This window comes from Microbulbifer sp. MCCC 1A16149, assembly GCF_050368945.1.
In the GTDB taxonomy this organism is placed as follows: Bacteria; Pseudomonadota; Gammaproteobacteria; order Pseudomonadales; family Cellvibrionaceae; genus Microbulbifer.
On the sequence record NZ_CP185959.1, the window covers coordinates 2,954,990 to 2,972,832 of the forward strand.

Annotated in this window: 10 protein-coding genes; 3 read left to right on the top strand and 7 right to left on the bottom strand. The window is 57.0% G+C overall.

Annotated elements, in window-relative coordinates; all coding sequences use genetic code 11:
• Positions 1-65: 65 nt before the first annotated feature.
• The 6 genes from ACONT6_RS12470 to ACONT6_RS12495 form a co-directional block, all read right to left on the bottom strand.
• The gene (locus ACONT6_RS12470) at positions 66-2,930 is read right to left on the bottom strand and encodes a glycosyl hydrolase family 18 protein (protein WP_428818821.1); all 2,865 of its coding nucleotides are present in this window, start codon (positions 2,928-2,930) and stop codon (positions 66-68) included.
• 744 nt (positions 2,931-3,674) lie between these two features.
• On the bottom strand, positions 3,675-5,441 hold the full coding sequence (locus tag ACONT6_RS12475; protein WP_428818822.1) for a carboxylesterase/lipase family protein: 1,767 nt from the start codon (positions 5,439-5,441) through the stop codon (positions 3,675-3,677).
• Positions 5,442-5,581: 140 nt separating this feature from the next.
• Complete coding sequence (locus tag ACONT6_RS12480; RefSeq protein WP_428818823.1) at positions 5,582-7,213, bottom strand: long-chain fatty acid--CoA ligase; 1,632 nt, start codon at positions 7,211-7,213, stop codon at positions 5,582-5,584.
• Positions 7,214-7,252: 39 nt separating this feature from the next.
• Positions 7,253-9,529, bottom strand: a complete 2,277-nt coding sequence (locus ACONT6_RS12485) for a TonB-dependent receptor (protein WP_428818824.1) — start codon at positions 9,527-9,529, stop codon at positions 7,253-7,255.
• A 53-nt stretch (positions 9,530-9,582) separates the two neighbouring features.
• On the bottom strand, positions 9,583-10,410 hold the full coding sequence (locus ACONT6_RS12490; protein WP_428818825.1) for an alpha/beta fold hydrolase: 828 nt from the start codon (positions 10,408-10,410) through the stop codon (positions 9,583-9,585).
• Between the two features lie 240 nt (positions 10,411-10,650).
• On the bottom strand, positions 10,651-11,286 hold the full coding sequence (locus tag ACONT6_RS12495) for a TetR/AcrR family transcriptional regulator (protein ID WP_428818826.1): 636 nt from the start codon (positions 11,284-11,286) through the stop codon (positions 10,651-10,653).
• 277 nt (positions 11,287-11,563) lie between these two features.
• Between ACONT6_RS12495 and ACONT6_RS12500 the strand changes: the two genes are divergently transcribed.
• Positions 11,564-11,830, top strand: a complete 267-nt coding sequence (locus ACONT6_RS12500; RefSeq protein WP_428818827.1) for a YMGG-like glycine zipper-containing protein — start codon at positions 11,564-11,566, stop codon at positions 11,828-11,830.
• 51 nt (positions 11,831-11,881) lie between these two features.
• Here the strand turns inward: ACONT6_RS12500 and ACONT6_RS12505 are convergent, their stop codons facing one another.
• The gene (locus tag ACONT6_RS12505; RefSeq protein ID WP_428818828.1) at positions 11,882-12,172 is read right to left on the bottom strand and encodes a DUF3820 family protein; all 291 of its coding nucleotides are present in this window, start codon (positions 12,170-12,172) and stop codon (positions 11,882-11,884) included.
• Between the two features lie 255 nt (positions 12,173-12,427).
• Here ACONT6_RS12505 and ACONT6_RS12510 point away from each other — a divergent pair, with 255 nt between their 5' ends.
• Together ACONT6_RS12510 and ACONT6_RS12515 are read left to right on the top strand one after the other, a co-directional pair.
• Positions 12,428-14,683, top strand: coding sequence for a S46 family peptidase (locus ACONT6_RS12510; RefSeq protein WP_428821514.1), 2,256 nt, complete (start codon positions 12,428-12,430; stop codon positions 14,681-14,683).
• 556 nt (positions 14,684-15,239) lie between these two features.
• Positions 15,240-17,609, top strand: coding sequence for a TonB-dependent receptor (locus tag ACONT6_RS12515; protein ID WP_428818829.1), 2,370 nt, complete (start codon positions 15,240-15,242; stop codon positions 17,607-17,609).
• Positions 17,610-17,843: the final 234 nt, after the last annotated feature.

Sequence of the window (17,843 nt, forward strand, 5' to 3'; positions counted from 1 at the left end):
TTTTTAGAAAAGAATTTCGAAAAGAACAGGGGGCGCCTTAGCGCCCCCTGTGTACTGCTTACGGCTTAGTTGCAGGTCGCTTCGCCGATTTCTTCCCAGTCGGAAGAAACACCCGGCTCGCTCTGAGTCCACCATTTGGCGCGGTAACGCAGGCCATTGTGGTTCACCTCGTCACCACCGTTGTAGGCCGTGCTGGCATTCCAGGGCACTTCCACATCGCTGATGAGTTTCCAGTCCGCAGAGCTGACGCCCGGCTGCTGCTGGGTCCAGTACTTGGCTTCCCAAACCAGTTGCTCGAAGCTCACCTGATCGCCACCGAGGTAGGTGCTACCGGATTGCCAGGCATCGAAATTACCGGCATTCGGATCGATCATCTCGCAGCCACCGCCGCCTTCAACGTTGGTTACGCTGACGGTGATGCTGTCACTGGCACTGTCGATACCATCGCTCACGGTCACGGTGAGGGTGAAGTCGGTATCGGCGCCCACCTGCGGTGCGGTGATGGTGATGCTCTCGCCGGAACCGCTTTCCATACCACTCCAGGTGTAAGTCAGTGCATCGCCGTCGGCGTCGCTGCCATTCGCGGTGACGGTGAAGCTTTCACCTTCGTCGACAGTGATCGGACCGGGCAGGCTGACTTGCGGCGGATTGTTTTCTGCCAGCAGGAATACACTCACCTGATCGGTATCGGACAGTGAACCGTCGCTGACGGTCAGCGCGAACACCAGCTCTTCTTCGGCACTCACCTGAACCGCGGAGAAGGTGGGGCTTGCTGCACTGTTGTCGCTCAGCGTTACTGCGGCGCCTGAGGTCTGGCTCCAGCTGTAGGTCAGCGCATCGCCGTCCGGATCGTTGGAAGCACTGCCGTTGAGGGTAACGGTTGCAGGCGTGACCACCATCTGGTCGGCACCGGCATCGGCGTTGGGTGCGCGATTCGGCTGCTCGGCCAGTACCGTCACGGAAACCTGATCGGTATCACTGGCATTGCTGTCATCGGCAACGGTCAGTGCAAACACCAGGGTTTCGTCGGCGGTAACGGTGGGGGCAGTAAAGCTTGCGGAAGCGCTGGTAGCGTTCTGCAGGCTCACGCTGGTTCCGGAAACCTGCGTCCAGCTATAGGTCAGCGGGTCGTTATCCAGGTCGCTGGAATTACTGCCATCGAGGGTTACGCTTGCACCACTGTCTACAGACACATCACCACCGGCGCGGGCAGTCGGCGTACGATTACCCAGGCCATCGCCGTGACCGAGGCTTTCGTGCATGGCGTTCATGATGTCGCCATTGTCCGCATCAATTTCCCAGGAGAACAGACCGGCCAGGTTGTTGGCCTGTACATAGGCACCCTTGGCCATCACGGAGCGACTGTTATCGTAGGTGATCAGGTCGCCGGTGCTCGGCTTGAAGATGTACGGCGCTTCTGCAGTTTCGTCGTAATACTCTTCCCACTCACCGGTGGCGAGTCGGCCGACGATGTCGCGGTAGTCCACAACGCCATCTTCCCAGGTACCGGAAACCATGCCAGTGGCAGTACCGGTCATGTGATCGTTGCCGGTCCAGCCGGAAACACCGGTCCAACCGCGGCCGTACATGGCAGCACCAACCACCAGCTTGCCGGGATCAACACCCAGGCCGAGCAGATTCTGGATACCATTGTCGGTGGTGTAGTCGGTGTCCGGACGCCAGCTCGGTGCGTACAGCGCAGTCTGGTGACCCAGTACTTCGTTGCTCCAACCACCGTAGAAGTCGTAGGTCATCACGAAGAAGTAATCCATGTACTGCTGTACATCGGTGTAGTCCACATCTTCGATCTTGTCGGAACCCGCACCAATCGCGGACGTAAGCTCGTACTGACGGCCGGTTTCCTGCTCGAGACCGTCGAGCATGGCACGCAGGTCGCGCATCAGCAGGCGATAGGTTTCGCCGTCGATGGACGCATCACCCAGGTTCGGGTTAGCGCCCTGGCCGCCCGGATATTCCCAGTCGATATCCACACCATCGAAGAACTTCCAGGTGCGCATGAACTCTTCAACGGAGTCGACGAAGGTTTTACGCTTGGCCGCATCGCTGAAGAAATAGAACGGATCGGACAGGGTCCAGCCACCGATGGATGGCAGGATCTTCAGATCCGGATAGGCCTGTTTCAGGGCCATCAGCTGGCCGAAGTTACCCTTGTAGGGATCGGAGAAGGTCTGGTCGGCCTGGGCTTTCTGCAAGGCCGCGAACGGGTCGTGCAGAGAAACCTTGAAGTCTTCACGGCCGGAGCAGGAGCGCTGCAGGGCCTGGAAGGAACCTTCGATTTCTTTCAGGCTGTCGTTGATGCCATCGCCACCACAGATGGGGATAAACCCGTAGATCAGGTGGGTCAGGTTGTAGGAAGGCATCATGTCCACGGAGAATTTACGGCCGTATACGCCCCACTCCACAAAGTAAGTGCCCACCACGGAATTACTGGTGTTCTGGTATGGCTGGTTGTTTTCACCGGCGGTAACGGTGATCGGGTCCAGGTGGCTGCCGTCAGTGTCGGCAACCACGATGTCTTTGGCTGCAGAAGTTGCGCAACCGTCGTCGTTACACAGCGCCACTTGCAGAGCGTACTGGCCGCCCTCGGCAACCTGCAGAGTCGCGGTACCGGATTGGGTATCGCCGCCACTGATGGTCTGTTCCAGTACGACTTCGCCATTGAGCAGGTACTGTGCGGTGGTGGCCGGGTCGCCGGACCACTTGGACCAGGCTACCGGAACTTCCGCGTAGTCGTTGATGGTCACCAGCTGCTCGTAGGCAGTGGCCGCTTCGTCTACTTCAATGATGGCAAAGCTGGTTTCCATCCAGTCGATGGTGGGAGCGCCGGGCGCGGCGATGGCAGCGGAGGAACTGGCAAGTCCCAACGCGAGGAGTGCGCGACGCCAGTGGCTTGGTGTGAGCCCTTTCATTGATTTTCACCTTGTCGTTATCTTTTATGGATCAGGATCTATCAAAGAGGGCAGCGGTGTGATGTATCCGTCAAACCTCGACGGGCAGCGCTGCCCCCGATTGAACGGCATTCAAAAACATCTCTATGCCGGTACATCTAATCTGTTACTGCGAACAGGTACCTCAAATTTCCCCAGCCGAGGCCGGGACAATGACACCGCTGTCATTTTTAATTAAATTATGACAGCGGTGTCATTACTTTTTCACAATACCCTGCTCTCTCATGATTTGGCCAGCCCCTTTGAGACAGTCTTGAGAGGTGAGTCACATGAAGATTAAGATTCTGGCGTCGAAATCCCGCTCCATGGCCTGGAGAGAGACTCGTGAAAGCACCGGGAAAGCGCAGAAGAATGCATTTCCCCGGTCCACAAAATGAAAAGCGGCCGATATACATCGACCGCTCCGCCCCACTTTACCCAATCAAGCTGACTGAAACTTCCCGCTCTTTCACTCGCTGAAATCAATCAATTTCAGATCAGTGGTCACCCGCTGTGGGCCTATTTACGGTCATGTCCAGTCTCGGTTACGGACCGCTTGTTGTTGGCACTCCACCTCGTCTCGCGATGGGGGAGTCTTCCCGGGACTGTTACCAGTTTAGGATCGCGCTGCCCTACCCCAAACTTTTTTCTCATTTTTTGCGGCAGGGCTGAAGAATCTTTTAAGCCGCTAACCCCGAGGAAATCGCTAACCCCGAGGCCCAAGACTTACTGGTAGGTCACATCCGCATCTTCCAGTTGCACCTGGAAGTTGGACATCAGCTCTTCCGCCCGCTGCCGATCCGCCGGGCTCAGCTCATTCAGTGCGCCATTCACATCCGACAGCCAGAAATCGTGTGAATTGGTATGCACGTTGTTGTCCAGAATCATCCGCTTCTGATAAATCCAAAAGTTCGACCAGTCGTACCACTCGGGCAAGCCATCGAACCATTTGTTGGGGTTGCCCGTACGCATAAACTGGCTGACGTACTGGATAAACGTATCTGACAGGGCCTCGCGCTGGGACTGGTTCTGCGCGCTGATCATATAGCGCATAAAGTCCGGTTGATCAGGGCCTGGGAAGTTGCCAAACAGAAACGGCAGGTCCATACCGTGAATCGCGCCGAAAGATTCCTTCCACGGTTGCGGAGCATCGTCCCAGTCGAAGTTGTAGCGGTAAATATTGCCCTGCATTAAACGCAGATAGCGGCAGATATTATCAACGGTCAGATCCACCGCCAGGCTGAGGGTACGGTGCACCGGGTAGTAAGAGGCGTACAGTTCCGGCTTCACGATATCCGTCACTGCCAGGTTCGCAGGGTCCTGATAATTTGCCATATCCCACAATTCGGCCAGAGACGGCTTCAGGTAACCAGCGAGCACTCCCGCAAACAGGGTACCTTCGTCTCCCGCGGTACCCAGAATCATCGGTACCTTGTGATAGCCGCCGGCAATCAAGTCTGCATACCCCGCCCAGGGAATGACGTGCCCATCGGTAAAGTGCCCCATCACAACCGGACTCGGCGTATGCCGTACTATTGCCTCCGCGGGAAGCGCGCGCAAAAAGTCACGGAGCCACGCATCGCTTTGATTCAAACGAAATTGCGCTGCGGAAAGCTTGTCTGCTGCATAGCCATTTTCGACCAACAGCTGGTCAATCACATCACTGGACTGCACCTGCCCCAGCGCCTTCGGATAGGCATTGGGAAGCCCGGACATACACAACATCCGGTCTACCAACGTATCGGCCAGTGGCGACTGCAGAAGGCCCCAGGCATTGATACAGCCTGCAGACTGGCCGGCAATGGTCACGCTATTGGGGTTGCCGCCAAACTGCTGGATATTATCGCGCACCCATTCCAGCCCCTTGATAAGGTCCAGGGTCGCATAATTTCCAGAGTCGTCTTTCGGGTCCCCCTCGGCCAGGGCATCGTTGTAGAACCAACCTAGGCTACCGACCCGATAGTTGACACTGACCACAACGGCGTTGGCTTTGTTCGCGAAGTTGGCTCCGTTGTAAAGAACCTCGGAGCCTGCACCCAGGCGGTTGGAACCACCGTGAATCCAGAACAGTACCGGCAGATTATCCGCACTACTTTTCGGTCGCCACACGTTCAGGTACAGGCAATCTTCACTGCCAATAGGTAAATCAAATGTGGCGGGATCCGGCTCGCCGAAGAAGCTGCCGGGCTGGGGGCAGATATTGCCGAACGTACTGGCATCGCGCACCCCACTCCAGACCTGGGGATTTCTCGGGGCACGCCAGCGCAGACTACCAACGGGTGCCGCCGCAAACGGGATTCCTCGCCACGACTGCGTGTTGCTCTGGTCGTTCACACCCTGGACCTGGGCACCCCCCATGGAGGGAATATTGCGTATCAGCGACTGACTGTCTGCCGCCAGGGATACCGGACTAAAGGATAAAAAGACAAGCAACATGATCAATCGCTTGCCCAAACACTTGCTTTTAACGGATAGGTCTTCGAAGTTCTTCATTATTATTTTCCTCGATTATTTTGTCCGCGACGGCAGAATTTACAGCACTCCTTTTTTCACAGAGTAACGTTCTCGCAGAATACAGGTTGAGTCCCCGGGAAAATCAGAGCTTCCCGGGTTCATCGCTAGTTGAAATAAATCTAGGCCGGATCCAGCTGTGGCCAGTGGTAGTCCCTGAGTTTTACACGCAAGTCTTTCTTGCTGGTTTTTCCGGTCGCGGTGTGCGGAATTTCGTCCACCAGCAAGCAATCATCCGGAATCCACCAGCTCGCCACTTTCCCATCAAAGCCAGCCAGTAACTGTTGCGGTTGGGGTTGACTGCCGGGCGTGGCGACAACCACAAGCAAGGGCCGCTCATCCCACTTTTCATGGGCGACACCAATCACCGCAGCCTCCTGCACGCCCTCCATCGCCACGGCAATATTTTCCAGCTCGATGGAAGAAATCCACTCTCCACCGGACTTGATCACATCCTTGGTACGATCGGTGATTCCGAGATAGCCCTGAGGGTCAATCGTGGCGACGTCGCCGGTATCGAACCAGCCATCGGCTGTCAGTGCCGAGGTTTCCGCCTTGAAATAGCGCTCGCAAACCCAGGGTCCACGCACTTGCAAAGCGCCAAAGGCAATACCATCTCTGGGCAACTCTCGACCCTCGTCATCGACGATCCGCATCTCCACCCCATACACCGCGCGCCCGGCCTTGAGGCGGCGTTTTTTCGCCTCTGCAGCGGGAAGTGAATCCGGCACTCGTCCGTTGAACGTTCCAAGAGGGCTCATCTCCGTCATACCCCAGGCATGATGGGTGTAAACACCATGACGCTCTTCGAATTCCTGCATAATCGACCAGGGACAGGCGGCGCCGCCCACGATCACCCGCTGCAGACTCGGTATTTCAAGAGCGGACTCGCGCAGGTACTTCTGCAGAGCCAGCCAGACAGTGGGGACCCCGGCGGTTACGTGGACGCCCTCCTCCCGGATCAAACGACACAGGCTTTCCCCACAGCCCATTTTGGGCCCCGGCAGAACCAGTTTGGCCCCGGTAACCGGGGCGGCGTAAGGCAGGGACCAGGCATTTACATGGAACATGGGCACGACCGGCATGACCGTCTCACAGCCCTGTAAGGCAAATGCATCAGGCAGCAATACACCGTAGGTGTGCAGCGCAATTGCCCGGTGGGAATAGAGCACGCCCTTGGGGTTACCGGTTGTGCCGGAGGTATAGCACAGCGCGGCCGCTCTGGATTCCTCAATCTCCGGCCAGTCGAAATTCCCATCTTCCGCGGCCAAAAGTTCCTCGTAACAGTAAACATTTGGCAGGCGAGTTTTCGGCATCTGCGCTTTTGGCGCGAGGACGACAAAGCCTTTCACCGCGGAAAGTTCGCTCTCCAGAGATTCGATCAACGGCACAAACATAGGATCGATGAATAGCAACCGATCTTCTGCATGCTGAATGATATAGATGAGTTGATCGGCAAATAGCCGTGGGTTAATCGTATGGCACACAAGCCCGCTACACGAGGTGGCAAAGTAAAGCTCGAAGTGCCGGTAATCGTTCCACGCCAGCGTGCCGATACAATCACCCGCGCGAGCGCCGAGTTTTTCCAGCGCGCTCGCCAGCTTCGCGACGCGCTGAAAAGCCTCCCCATAGGTATACCGGTGGCGTGGGTTGTCCGTCGTAACCGAGACAATTTCCTGTTCAGAGAAATTACTCTGCGCGTGACGCATTATCCCGGTCAGTGTCAGTTGTCCCTGCATCATCAAGCCCTGCATGTTTCTGGCCTCTTCGGTTATTTGTGTGCATCTCAATGTTTAGAGGTCTACATTCAGGCGCAGAGCCCAGACACGAGGATCGCCATAAAATCCCGAAACAATCGGAAACCCGGATCCACGCAGGTCGTACCCGGTATTTCGATATGCTTCATCGGTCAGGTTGCGTCCTTCCAGGGCCAGACGCCAGCTTTGTGCATCCGGCGTAAACACCAGCGCTGCATTCCAAAGGCCATAGCCCTCCTGGAACACGAGGTCACTCAGGTCGGTGGTCGGGTAGACATCATCCCGATAGCTGTAACTGAGCCGTGCATCCAGGGTGCCCACGTCACTGATTGGAAAACTGAAATCGCCGTTCAAGGTATAGGTCAGTTCCGGGGTGTTGGTGAATACCTGCTCATCCGCTACGTTTACTCCACCCGAGAGGTACTCTTTGTAATAGGCGTCCAACCAGGTTGCATTGCCACTTAGGGTAAAAAATTCGCTGGGCAACCATTGGTATTCCAGTTCGAGACCGCGAATCACACCGGCACCAGCATTGGTGAAATCACCGAAGAAGCTATCGGTATTTCCATCGCCCGTCGTATCCACACCGGTAAAAATGCTCAACTGGATATCTTCGTAGTCGCTGTAGAAGGCCGCAGCATTGACACGCAGGGTATCGCTGATATCAGCCTTCGCTCCCACTTCGTAACTGACCACCCGCTCCGGCTTGTAAGGTTTTCTTGAGTCTGGAACCTGTACGGTGTTGGCGCGAATATTGAAGCCACCACTTTTGAATCCCTCACTGTAGCTTGCATAAAGCAGGGTTGTTTCCGTCAGCTGATGGTCAATTCCGACACGGGGCGAAAAGTCTGTCCAACTTTCCGATTCGGTAAAGTCTGCAGATACCTGGCCATTGGGGATGGTAAAGTCCTCATCGGCCATATTCTGGTTGAGGACGTCTGCCCGCTTCTCCTCGCGGTTGAATCGCGCCCCCAGGCTCAGGGAAGTGGTGTCGGTCAGGCTGTAACTCAAATCGCCAAACAGCGCTGCCGCACTGGTTTCCACCTCACCGCCACTGGCACCGTAAATTGCAATGGTGGGCCCGATGATGGTTTCCAGCCCCGGGGCCACCAGAGCGGTAGGCAGGCCGAAGCGGTTGCGGACCATTCCGCCAGCAGTGGCATCCAGTAGATAGAGACCGAAAACACCGTCAAGCTTGTCGCCACCATACTGCCACTGGAATTCCTGACTGAGCTGTTTGTCCGTCTGCACCCCATCCACATCGGCAATCGGGTGGGGCCCCAGGTCAAAGTCAATGGCCTGATTAAATTCCCCCTGGCGTCGGGCAGTGATGGATTTAAACCCCCAGTTACCTTCCCCTTCCCAACTTACCGTCAGCGCAGTGCCGGAATTGTCTGTGTCGTTGCTCTGGTTGCTGAACCCGTTATCCACATCGTAACGGTGCTCGCTGACAGGAAGTGGTGCCGCACCACTGAAAAAGGATTCAATACCATTCACCACCATCCGCTGGGCACCGGGTACCGCAGATCGATCGTAGACCGCATCGTGTGCGAGGTTTACAGACCACTGATCGCTCGGCCGCCACTCGATCGCCGCGCGCCCGGCGTAGAGCTGCTTGTTGGAAACCTCTGCGCCGGTGAGGCGGTTTTCCCCAAAACCATCGCGTTCGAATGACCCCAGGGCCAGGCTGGCATACAAGTTTTGTGCAAGCGGCGTGCTGACGGCCACCTTGAGATCCCGCTGGTTATAGCTGCCGAGCGCCGCCTGAACAGAAACCTCCGTTTCGTCACCAATCGGCCGGCTGACATACTTGATCGCACCGCCGATGGTATTGCGGCCATAGAGCGTCCCCTGGGGACCACGCAGAATTTCCACACGCTCTACATCGAGCATTTCCAGAAGTGCACCTTGTGGTCGCGCCAGATAGACATCGTCCACATAAATGCCGACCCCCGGTTCAACTCCCCACAGCGGGTCCGACTGGCCGACACCGCGAATATACGCAGTGACCGTGGAACTGGTTGCGCGCGCCGGGTAAACCGTGAGTCCCGGAGCCTGGGACTGTAAATCTGAAAGGTCTGAAATGCCGGATATCAGCATCTCATCGCTGCTGATGGCGCTGACCGCCTGAGGAACTTCCTGCAGTGATTCATTGCGCCGGCGCGCAGAGACCACCACCTCCTCCATGACCAGGGCACTTTCTTGTGCAAAGGTTTGCGGTGCGTGAACGGCGCCTATGCTACTCAAACCGGCGATCGCCAGTGGCACAAGCTTTTTTTGAAATCCAGGTACCGCATTATTTTTATTAGACATACCCAATTCCTCTCTCGCTATCGTTTTATTGTGAAATCATTTTTCTGTTCATTTCAGTCGGCGATTTCCGCACTCGGCAACCGCGTCGTGTTCTTGGAATGTGTGCGCAGAAACGCGCGAATTCTCACGTTACAAACTTCCGGCACCTCCATGGGTGAAGCGTGGCCGGAGTTCTCAATAACAAAAAGCTCGGCATTTCCCATGGTTGCGGCGTACTCCGCCTTGTAGGCAACCGGGGTGTAATCCCGGTCTGCAGCCATGATCAGTGCCGGCACGGGACTGCCCGCAATTTCGGGCCAGACATTGAAACGACCAATTGCACGCAGGATTTTCAAGTAGGTTTCCCTGTCCACCGCAGCGATGCTGTGCAGGAACTGCTCGCGCAGTATTTGCTGATCGGTGCGGGGAAAGAGTTTGGGGGCGATGCGTTTTGCCAGGGCCGGCAGACCGAAGCTTCGCACCATCAAACTGCGCAGCGCGAGCACCATGTTCAGACGCCAGCGCCCAGCCAGCATCCCCGGCCCGGAATTGATGACCGTGACCGAACGCAACCGTTCTGGATTACTGGCGAGCAGCTGAAAGGTCACCATCCCACCCAGGGAGAGGCCGGCGATATGCGCACGGTCTATTGCGAGATAATCCAGCAGTGCCAAGGCATCTTCGGCCAGGGAGTCCATGGAGATATGTCCCGCAGGAGCATCACTGCAGCCGTGGCCGGGAAAGTCGAGTGTGAGCACACGGAATTCTTCCGCCAGGCTGTCAACCTGAGGTTGCCAGTCAGTGCCCCGGGACCCAAGCCCGTGGAGAAACAACAGGGGCTCACCCTGTCCGGCGCTGTCAGTGAAGTGGAGATTGTGGCCATTGCGGCTCAGGTACGGCATGGACTCTTCTCATTTCGCTATTGTTATTTTTCTGCGTGGGTTAACCCACTCCATACAGGGCTAACGCCCAAAAATGGAATCGGAATACTGATTCCGATAACTGAAGATTACTCCTCCCATCAGCTCTCCGCAAGGCGTTAATTCGGCAGAAATAAATTTAGGCGCCAGCAAGTGGCGCGGGCAGGTCGCGGGGGGCCGTGGAAGTGTTGTGAATTGGGCGATGGCGCCAGGAGGAAGTGCTTATCGGGGACCGCGCAGGTACCCCAACAATAAGCGGGCGATCTCGTTTCGCAGGGCGTTCGCGGGCAAACCACCGAGTGTGCCCGTTACCGTGTGCTGGTTAAGTGCACCGAGCACCATATGCACTCCGGATGCCACCGCCTGGCGGGGATTGTCGTGCAGCACCTGATCCATATAAGGCGCCAGGCAGTCACAGGCAGTCTCGGAGATATGGGTATTGAGCTGGTGCACCAGGTCCCGGAAAGCCGTACTACGGGAAGCCCTGAGAATGACGGCCCGGAGCACACCGCGCCTGCCGGTATACACATCAATGTAGGTGTCCGTGAGCAGACGCACCCCTTCCGCGAGGTTCTGGCAGCCTGCACCGGCATCCCGCAGGGAGGCGGTCGCTTCGGCCAGGCGCTGCATAAAGCGCTGCAACAAGAGCAGAGACAGAGTCTCTTTATCCCCCAACAGTCGATAAAAAGTCCCTACGGAAGAGTCTGCCTGGCTGGCAATATCGGCCACGCTCGCCTCTTCGAACTGATTGTTGGCCAGCAATTCCTCCCCCGCCGCCAACAGGCGCTCGAGAGCCTGGCGGCTGCGAACCTGGCTTGGTTCCGGCACCTGAACCAGTGTGAGATCGGGTTGCGACATTGTTATTCCATCAGTCCCTGGCTGCTTCTCGACTGTTACCTTCCGTCACTGTGTCATTGCGTCACGCTGATGACAGCTCTAACGCGCAGGCGAAAGCTTACCCCATCGCCGTCTGTTGACATACACGCAATCCTACCGACTGCAGATTTTTTGTGGTCAGGAGAACGCGACCATACACTCCCTCCGACTGTATCCCGAGTTTTACTAATAACCCGGGAGCTGATTCAACTGGTTATTCGATCTCGCTGTACTCGAACGAGTGGAGAAAGGTGTACCTATGCAGATTAAGTCGATGAAACAATTGGGGCTAGCCGCAGTAATGGTTGCAGGCCTTGCGGGCCAGGGTTGTGCCAACATGAGTGATACCGATCGCCGTGTGGGTACCGGTATTGGTATTGGCGCGGTAACCGGCGCGTTGGTTACGGGTAGACCTGGCGGCGCTGCGGTTGGCGCAGTCCTGGGCGGTGCTGGTGGCTACCTGTATGACCGCGAGAAAAAACGGCGCTACTACTACGACCGCTACGGTCGCCGGGTCTATCGCTGAACACAGCTTATTGCACCGTTTAAGTACAACCATATGAGCCCCTGCCGGGGCTCATTGTTTTTTCAGGGGTTTGACCAGCCCCTCCAGGCCTTCGATTTTTATCTCCAGCGTAATCGCCATCAGGTGGCCCAATCGCCCCTTGGGAAACTCCTTCTTTGCAAACCAGAGCAGGTACTCCTCCGGCAAGTCGATCAAAGGCCGCCCCGCATACTTGCCGAAAGGCATCTCGGTACGGGCAATATCTATCAGGTCCTGCTTTTCCAACATCGTGATTCCTGTACTACGTTTGCGAATCCGCCAGTGATTTATCCCCTGAACCTTGGGGTACTGCAGCACCCGCATCGACATCTCATCGGCTACCGGCACACATTCTACACTGTGAGTAACTTATCCCACCGAAAGTACCACTGGCCGCAGAAGTAATTCTGACGCCAGCGGTTCTGTGGCAGCATCTGGTTACATGGCCGTCTCTGCGGCCGTTCATTTTTTAACCGTCGCACATGATCCGACGCACCCGCATAAGGAATTCGAGTGAACGATAAAAAGCTTCCCCAGCGCCTGGGCCTGCCCCTAGGGCTCTCCCTCGCTATTGCCCTGCTGTCCGCCTGTAGCAAACCTGCGCAAGACGCGGCAACCGAGACCGCAGCACCCGGTGCGAACGACAGCGCCGCCAGCGCTTCCGATACCGTATCCACCGAAGGTATGTGGATGCCCCGCCAGCTACCGGAAATTGGCGGCAAGCTGAAAGATCTCGGTCTGGAGCTGGATCCGGAAACCATGACCGACCTGACCCAGTTCCCGATGAATGCGGTGGTCAGCCTCGGCGGCTGCTCCGCGTCCTTCGTATCTCCCAAGGGCCTGGTGGCCACCAACCACCACTGCGCCTACGGCTCCATCTCCTATAACTCCACCGAAGACAACGACCTGCTGGCCAACGGCTTCCTCGCCAAAACCCTGGATGAAGAAGTACCTGCAGCGCCGGGCTCGCGCATTTATGTCACCGTGGACATGCAGGAAGTCACCGACAAGGTGAAAAGCAAACTCAACGACGACATGGATGGTGCCACCCGCTTCAAGGCCATTGAAGACGCGGAAAAAGCGCTGGTTGCGGATTGCGAATCCGATCCGGGCCACCGCTGTGAGGTCTACAGCTACTACGGCGGTGCCAGCTACTACCTGATCAAACAGCTGGCCATTCGCGACGTGCGCCTGGTGCACGCTCCCGCTTCTTCCATCGGCAAGTTTGGTGGCGATATCGATAACTGGATGTGGCCGCGCCATACCGGTGATTACTCCTTCCTTCGCGCCTATGTTGGCCCGGACGGCAAGCCCGCGGACTTCTCTAAAGACAACGTACCCTACAAGCCCAAGCATCACCTGAAGGTTTCTACCGAAGGACCGCAGGAAGGCGATTTCGTAATGGTTGCCGGTTACCCCGGGCGCACCAACCGTTACCGCACCGCGGTTGAAGTAAACAACAACTTCAACTGGTATTACCCCACCATGCAGAAGGTGCTGGCGGAGTGGTCTGAAGTCATCGGCAAAGCCACCGCAAACAATAAGGACGCCGCGCTCAAATACGCAAGCCTGGTGGCCGGCCTGAACAACTATTCGAAAAACTTCACCGGCATGATGGAAGGCTACAACCGCAGCGACCTGCTGCAGCGCAAGCAGCGTCTGGAAAAAGACCTGCAGGCGTGGATTGAGGCCAACCCGGAATCCAAGAAAAAATACGCTTCAGTAATTAAAGACCTGCAGAAACTGATTGCCGAGCAACAGTCCACCCAGGAACGCGACATGCTGCTGGGTTACATGAGCCGCTCCTCAATGCTGAGCTCGGCACAGCGCCTGTACCGCCTGAGCCTGGAAAAGCAGAAGCCGAATATGGAACGCGAGCCCGGCTACCAGGAGCGCGACATGACCCGCTTTACCGAGAGCATGAAGCGTATTGAGCGCAACTTTGCGCCTTCGGTAGACCAGGCCATCTGGACCTACTTTATCGAGCGTTACAACGCACTGCCGAAAAACCAGCACCTGGAGAGCTTCGACAAGTTCTTTGACGGAGAGCTGAGTGGCGACGCCCTGCAGCAGAAGCTGAGTGCGATGTACGAGAAAACCGGCCTTACCGAAACCGACACCCGACTCGAGTGGATGGATAAATCCCCGGAAGATTTCCGCAACAGCGAAGATCCGTTCATCCAGCTGGCGGTCGCCACTTATGATGACCGCTACGCGCTGGAGCAACACGACAAAATGATGTCGGGCAAATTTGCCGAACTCCGTCCGCAGTATATGGACCTGCTGATCGCCTACTACAACGAACAGGGCAAACCGGTTTACCCGGATGCCAACAGCTCCCTGCGCCTGACCTACGGCCTGGTAAAAGGCTACACACCGCCTGCAGGTACCATCAAGGGCCCGGCCGATGGTAACGACGGCAAAGACAGCTTTGTGCCCTTCACCACCCTGCGCGGCATTGAAGCCAAGTACACCGGTGAAGACCCGTTCGATGCGCCGCAGGCAGAACTGGATGCGATCAAAAACAAGGACTACGGTCGCTTCTACGATGAGAAACTGGACTCGGTTCCGGTCAACTTCCTGACCACGGTGGATATCACCGGCGGCAACTCCGGCTCCGCCACCATGAACGCCAAGGGTGAGCTGATCGGCCTGGTCTTTGACGGCACCTATGACAGCATCAACGCCGACTGGGACTTCAACGACAACACCCGCGCGATCCACGTCGATGTGGAATACATGCTGTGGGTAATGGAAAAGGTGGACGGCGCCCATAACCTACTAGAGGAGATGGGCGTGGCAGCCGAATCAGTCGAAGCGCAACCTGCGGACTGACGGCCCGGCCCCACGAAGAAAAAACCGGCGCTTGCGCCGGTTTTTTTGTTTCTGCGCTCCTCCTCCCAGCCCCAAACCTCCCGAGACGGGATCCACATCTGGATGTCACGGCCATCAGGTCCGATCACTAGCTCCTCTCAACCGGCCCAGCGTCACCTTCCATTCCCGCCACCATCGGGGCAGCCAAAGAGTGCCTCGAGGTCAAAAAACGACCAGATAACGGTATGCAGTTCCGCCCCTTGACGCATTATTACAGCAGCTGTAATTTCTTACTCGGGAACTTACAGTAGCTGTAACTTATGAGGCTACTCAATGGAGCAACTGCCAGCCGCTTACACAGGCTCGGATGCAAATTGTTGTCGATGCCACCTCCCCGCCGTCACCCGGCGGGATGGCGACACGGCAGCAACCCCCTCTCAGGACGCTATTCAGTTAGCGCTCACGCAGTTGTGGAGGGAGATCCCCCGACGGAGTGACCTCGCTAAACAATAAAACCCAGAGGACAGACGTGATGAGACGCAACTTACTTTCCTTAGCAATTGCCACCAGTGTGACGATGGTTCCGCAAGCCTTTGCCCAGACCATTGAAGAGGTGACGGTTACGGCGCAAAAGCGTGCGCAGAGTGCACAGGATGTCGGCATCAGCATCGCCGCCATGGGCAGCGAAGAGCTGGAAAACCTTGGCGTAATGGAGGCCTCGCAAATCACCGAATTTGTGCCCAACATGGAACTGGGCATGTCGCCCGACTCGGGCATCCCCATTTTCGTGATTCGCGGTGTGGGACTGCAGGACTACAACGCCAACAACACCCCGACCACGGCCATGGTGGTGGATGATGTCTATCAACCCTTCGGGGTCTATGGCGCATTTGCCATGTTTGACACCGAGCGTATGGAGGTATTGAAAGGACCCCAGGGCGGTCTGTACGGACGCAACTCCACCGGCGGCGCCATCAATATCGTTTCACGCCGCCCAGAGTTTGGCGAAAACCAGGCCAACGCCGCGGTGGACGTCGGTAACTATGGCACCTTCAACGTGCGCGCTGGGGGCGACCTGTCCCTCACCGACAATCTGGCGGCGCGCGTGGCCCTGCAAAACGAGCTGAGCGAGGGTTGGTACGAAAACACTTACCTCAACCGCAAACAGGGTGGGCGCGACAAGACCCAGGCACGGATCACCCTGTCCTATAAACCCACCGACACACTGCGCGTGGACCTGCGCCAGACCTTCGGCCGCGACAAGTCCGAAGTGGGCATTCCCGAACCCGAAGGTTACCTGAACCCCAACAGCAGCTTCGGCCCCACCGGACTGGAAGACGGCCTGGGCAATGCCAGCCCCGACATTCAGGGCCCCAGTCCCGGTGACTACTGTGACTCGGTCATCAATACCGGCATCCCCGATTCCAGCTGCGTAACCATGAACGGCAAAACTCCCGACGGTATCTATCGCGGTGAAGATTCCGTCGTGCGCCACGTCGACGACACCTTCAATTCCACCTCGCTCAACGTAGAGTGGGACCTGGATGCTGTGACCCTGGTGTCAATAAGCAACTTCACCACCCTGGATTTCTACCACACCAACGGCCCCGGCGGGGTCGGCACCGGTGCGGCCAACCAGGCCGAGTGGGAGGCCTATGCCGAGCTGGTCGGTCGCGATATTAATTTCGACAGTAACTACGTCACCGACTACAACTCGGATATCAGTTCACTGTCCCAGGAGCTGCGCCTGCTGTCGGATAACGACGGGGCTCTTAACTGGATGGCGGGCCTCAGCTACGCGCAGGACCAGCTTGACGAAAACCGGACCTGCTCCTTCGGCGCCAACCTGTTCGCCGACTGGTTCGCCTTCCCCGGCTGCGGCACCATGGCCTATGAGCAGGAAACCCGGGTCAGCTCTGCATACGGCCAGCTGGTATACGACTTCAACGAAGCCTTTACCCTGACCACCGACCTGCGCTACACCCGCGAGCAGAAGGACTATGTCGGCGGCGTGCTGGTCAACGACGGTGCCTGGGCCTGTTACGCATGGGGTTTTGCAGACTATCAGACCTGCCTTGCGGGCTATGAAGACCAACCGATTCAACTCTCTTCCGGTACCCCGGCAACCTACGACGAAACAGACCCATCCTGGAAAGTGACCCTGGACTGGAAACCCACTGACAACACCTTGCTGTACACAAGCGTGGGACACACTTTCAAGTCTGGCGGTTTCTTCGGTGGCTTCTTCTTCAATGCCGAGGCGGTGGAATCCTACAAGCCGGAAACCAACACCGCGATAGAGCTGGGCTTCAAGTCCACCCTGGTTGACAACACAGTGCAGCTGAACGGAGCCGTCTTCCATTACGACTACAAGGGTTTCCAATCGCCGCTGGAAATCCAGACCGCTACGGGCACTTTCTCGGGCCTGACCAACATGGGTGACGTAGAGACCCGTGGAGCCGAACTGGATCTGCGCTGGCTGCCGATCGTTGGGCTGGACCTGCGCATGGGCCTGGGTTACATGGACACTGAAATCGTGAAGGGCCCGAGCGGTACCGGCCGTATCTACGATATCCTCGGTCAGGAAGTGGATGTAGTGGGCAACCAGCTCAACAACGCCCCCGGCCTGAGCGTGAGCTCCCTGGCGCGTTACGAGTTTGGCGTGACCGACGAGCTCGGCGCGGCGCTGCAGCTGGGTGTTAACTGGACCGATGACTACTACCTGAGTATCACCAACGAACCCTACTCCAAAGAAGAAGGAGGCACACTGGTCAATGCCCGCGCCGAGTTGTTCCAGGAAGCCGGTGACTGGAACCTGGCACTCTGGGGCAGGAACCTGACCGATCGTCACTATCGCACCAGCACCAACGACGACGGTGTTTTCAGCAATTACTCCAACTGGAGTGCACCGCGCACCTTTGGCGCTACCTTGTCGTACAACTTCTGATTCCTTGCACCAGACACCACCACGGTGTTCTATTGGGATTAGCGGCCCTCCGGGGCCGCTTTTTTTATGCCCACCCACAAAAACGGAGATCACCACGACTGCTAGCCCCTACTTTTGTGATTCGTTTAACGTTCCACACCTTTCGTCGAGCTCGCCGCGCTTTCATCCCTTGAAATCAAAATGTGCGCACGCATGTCATACACAGCAGCGCATACTGCATGCTATTGCACGCAG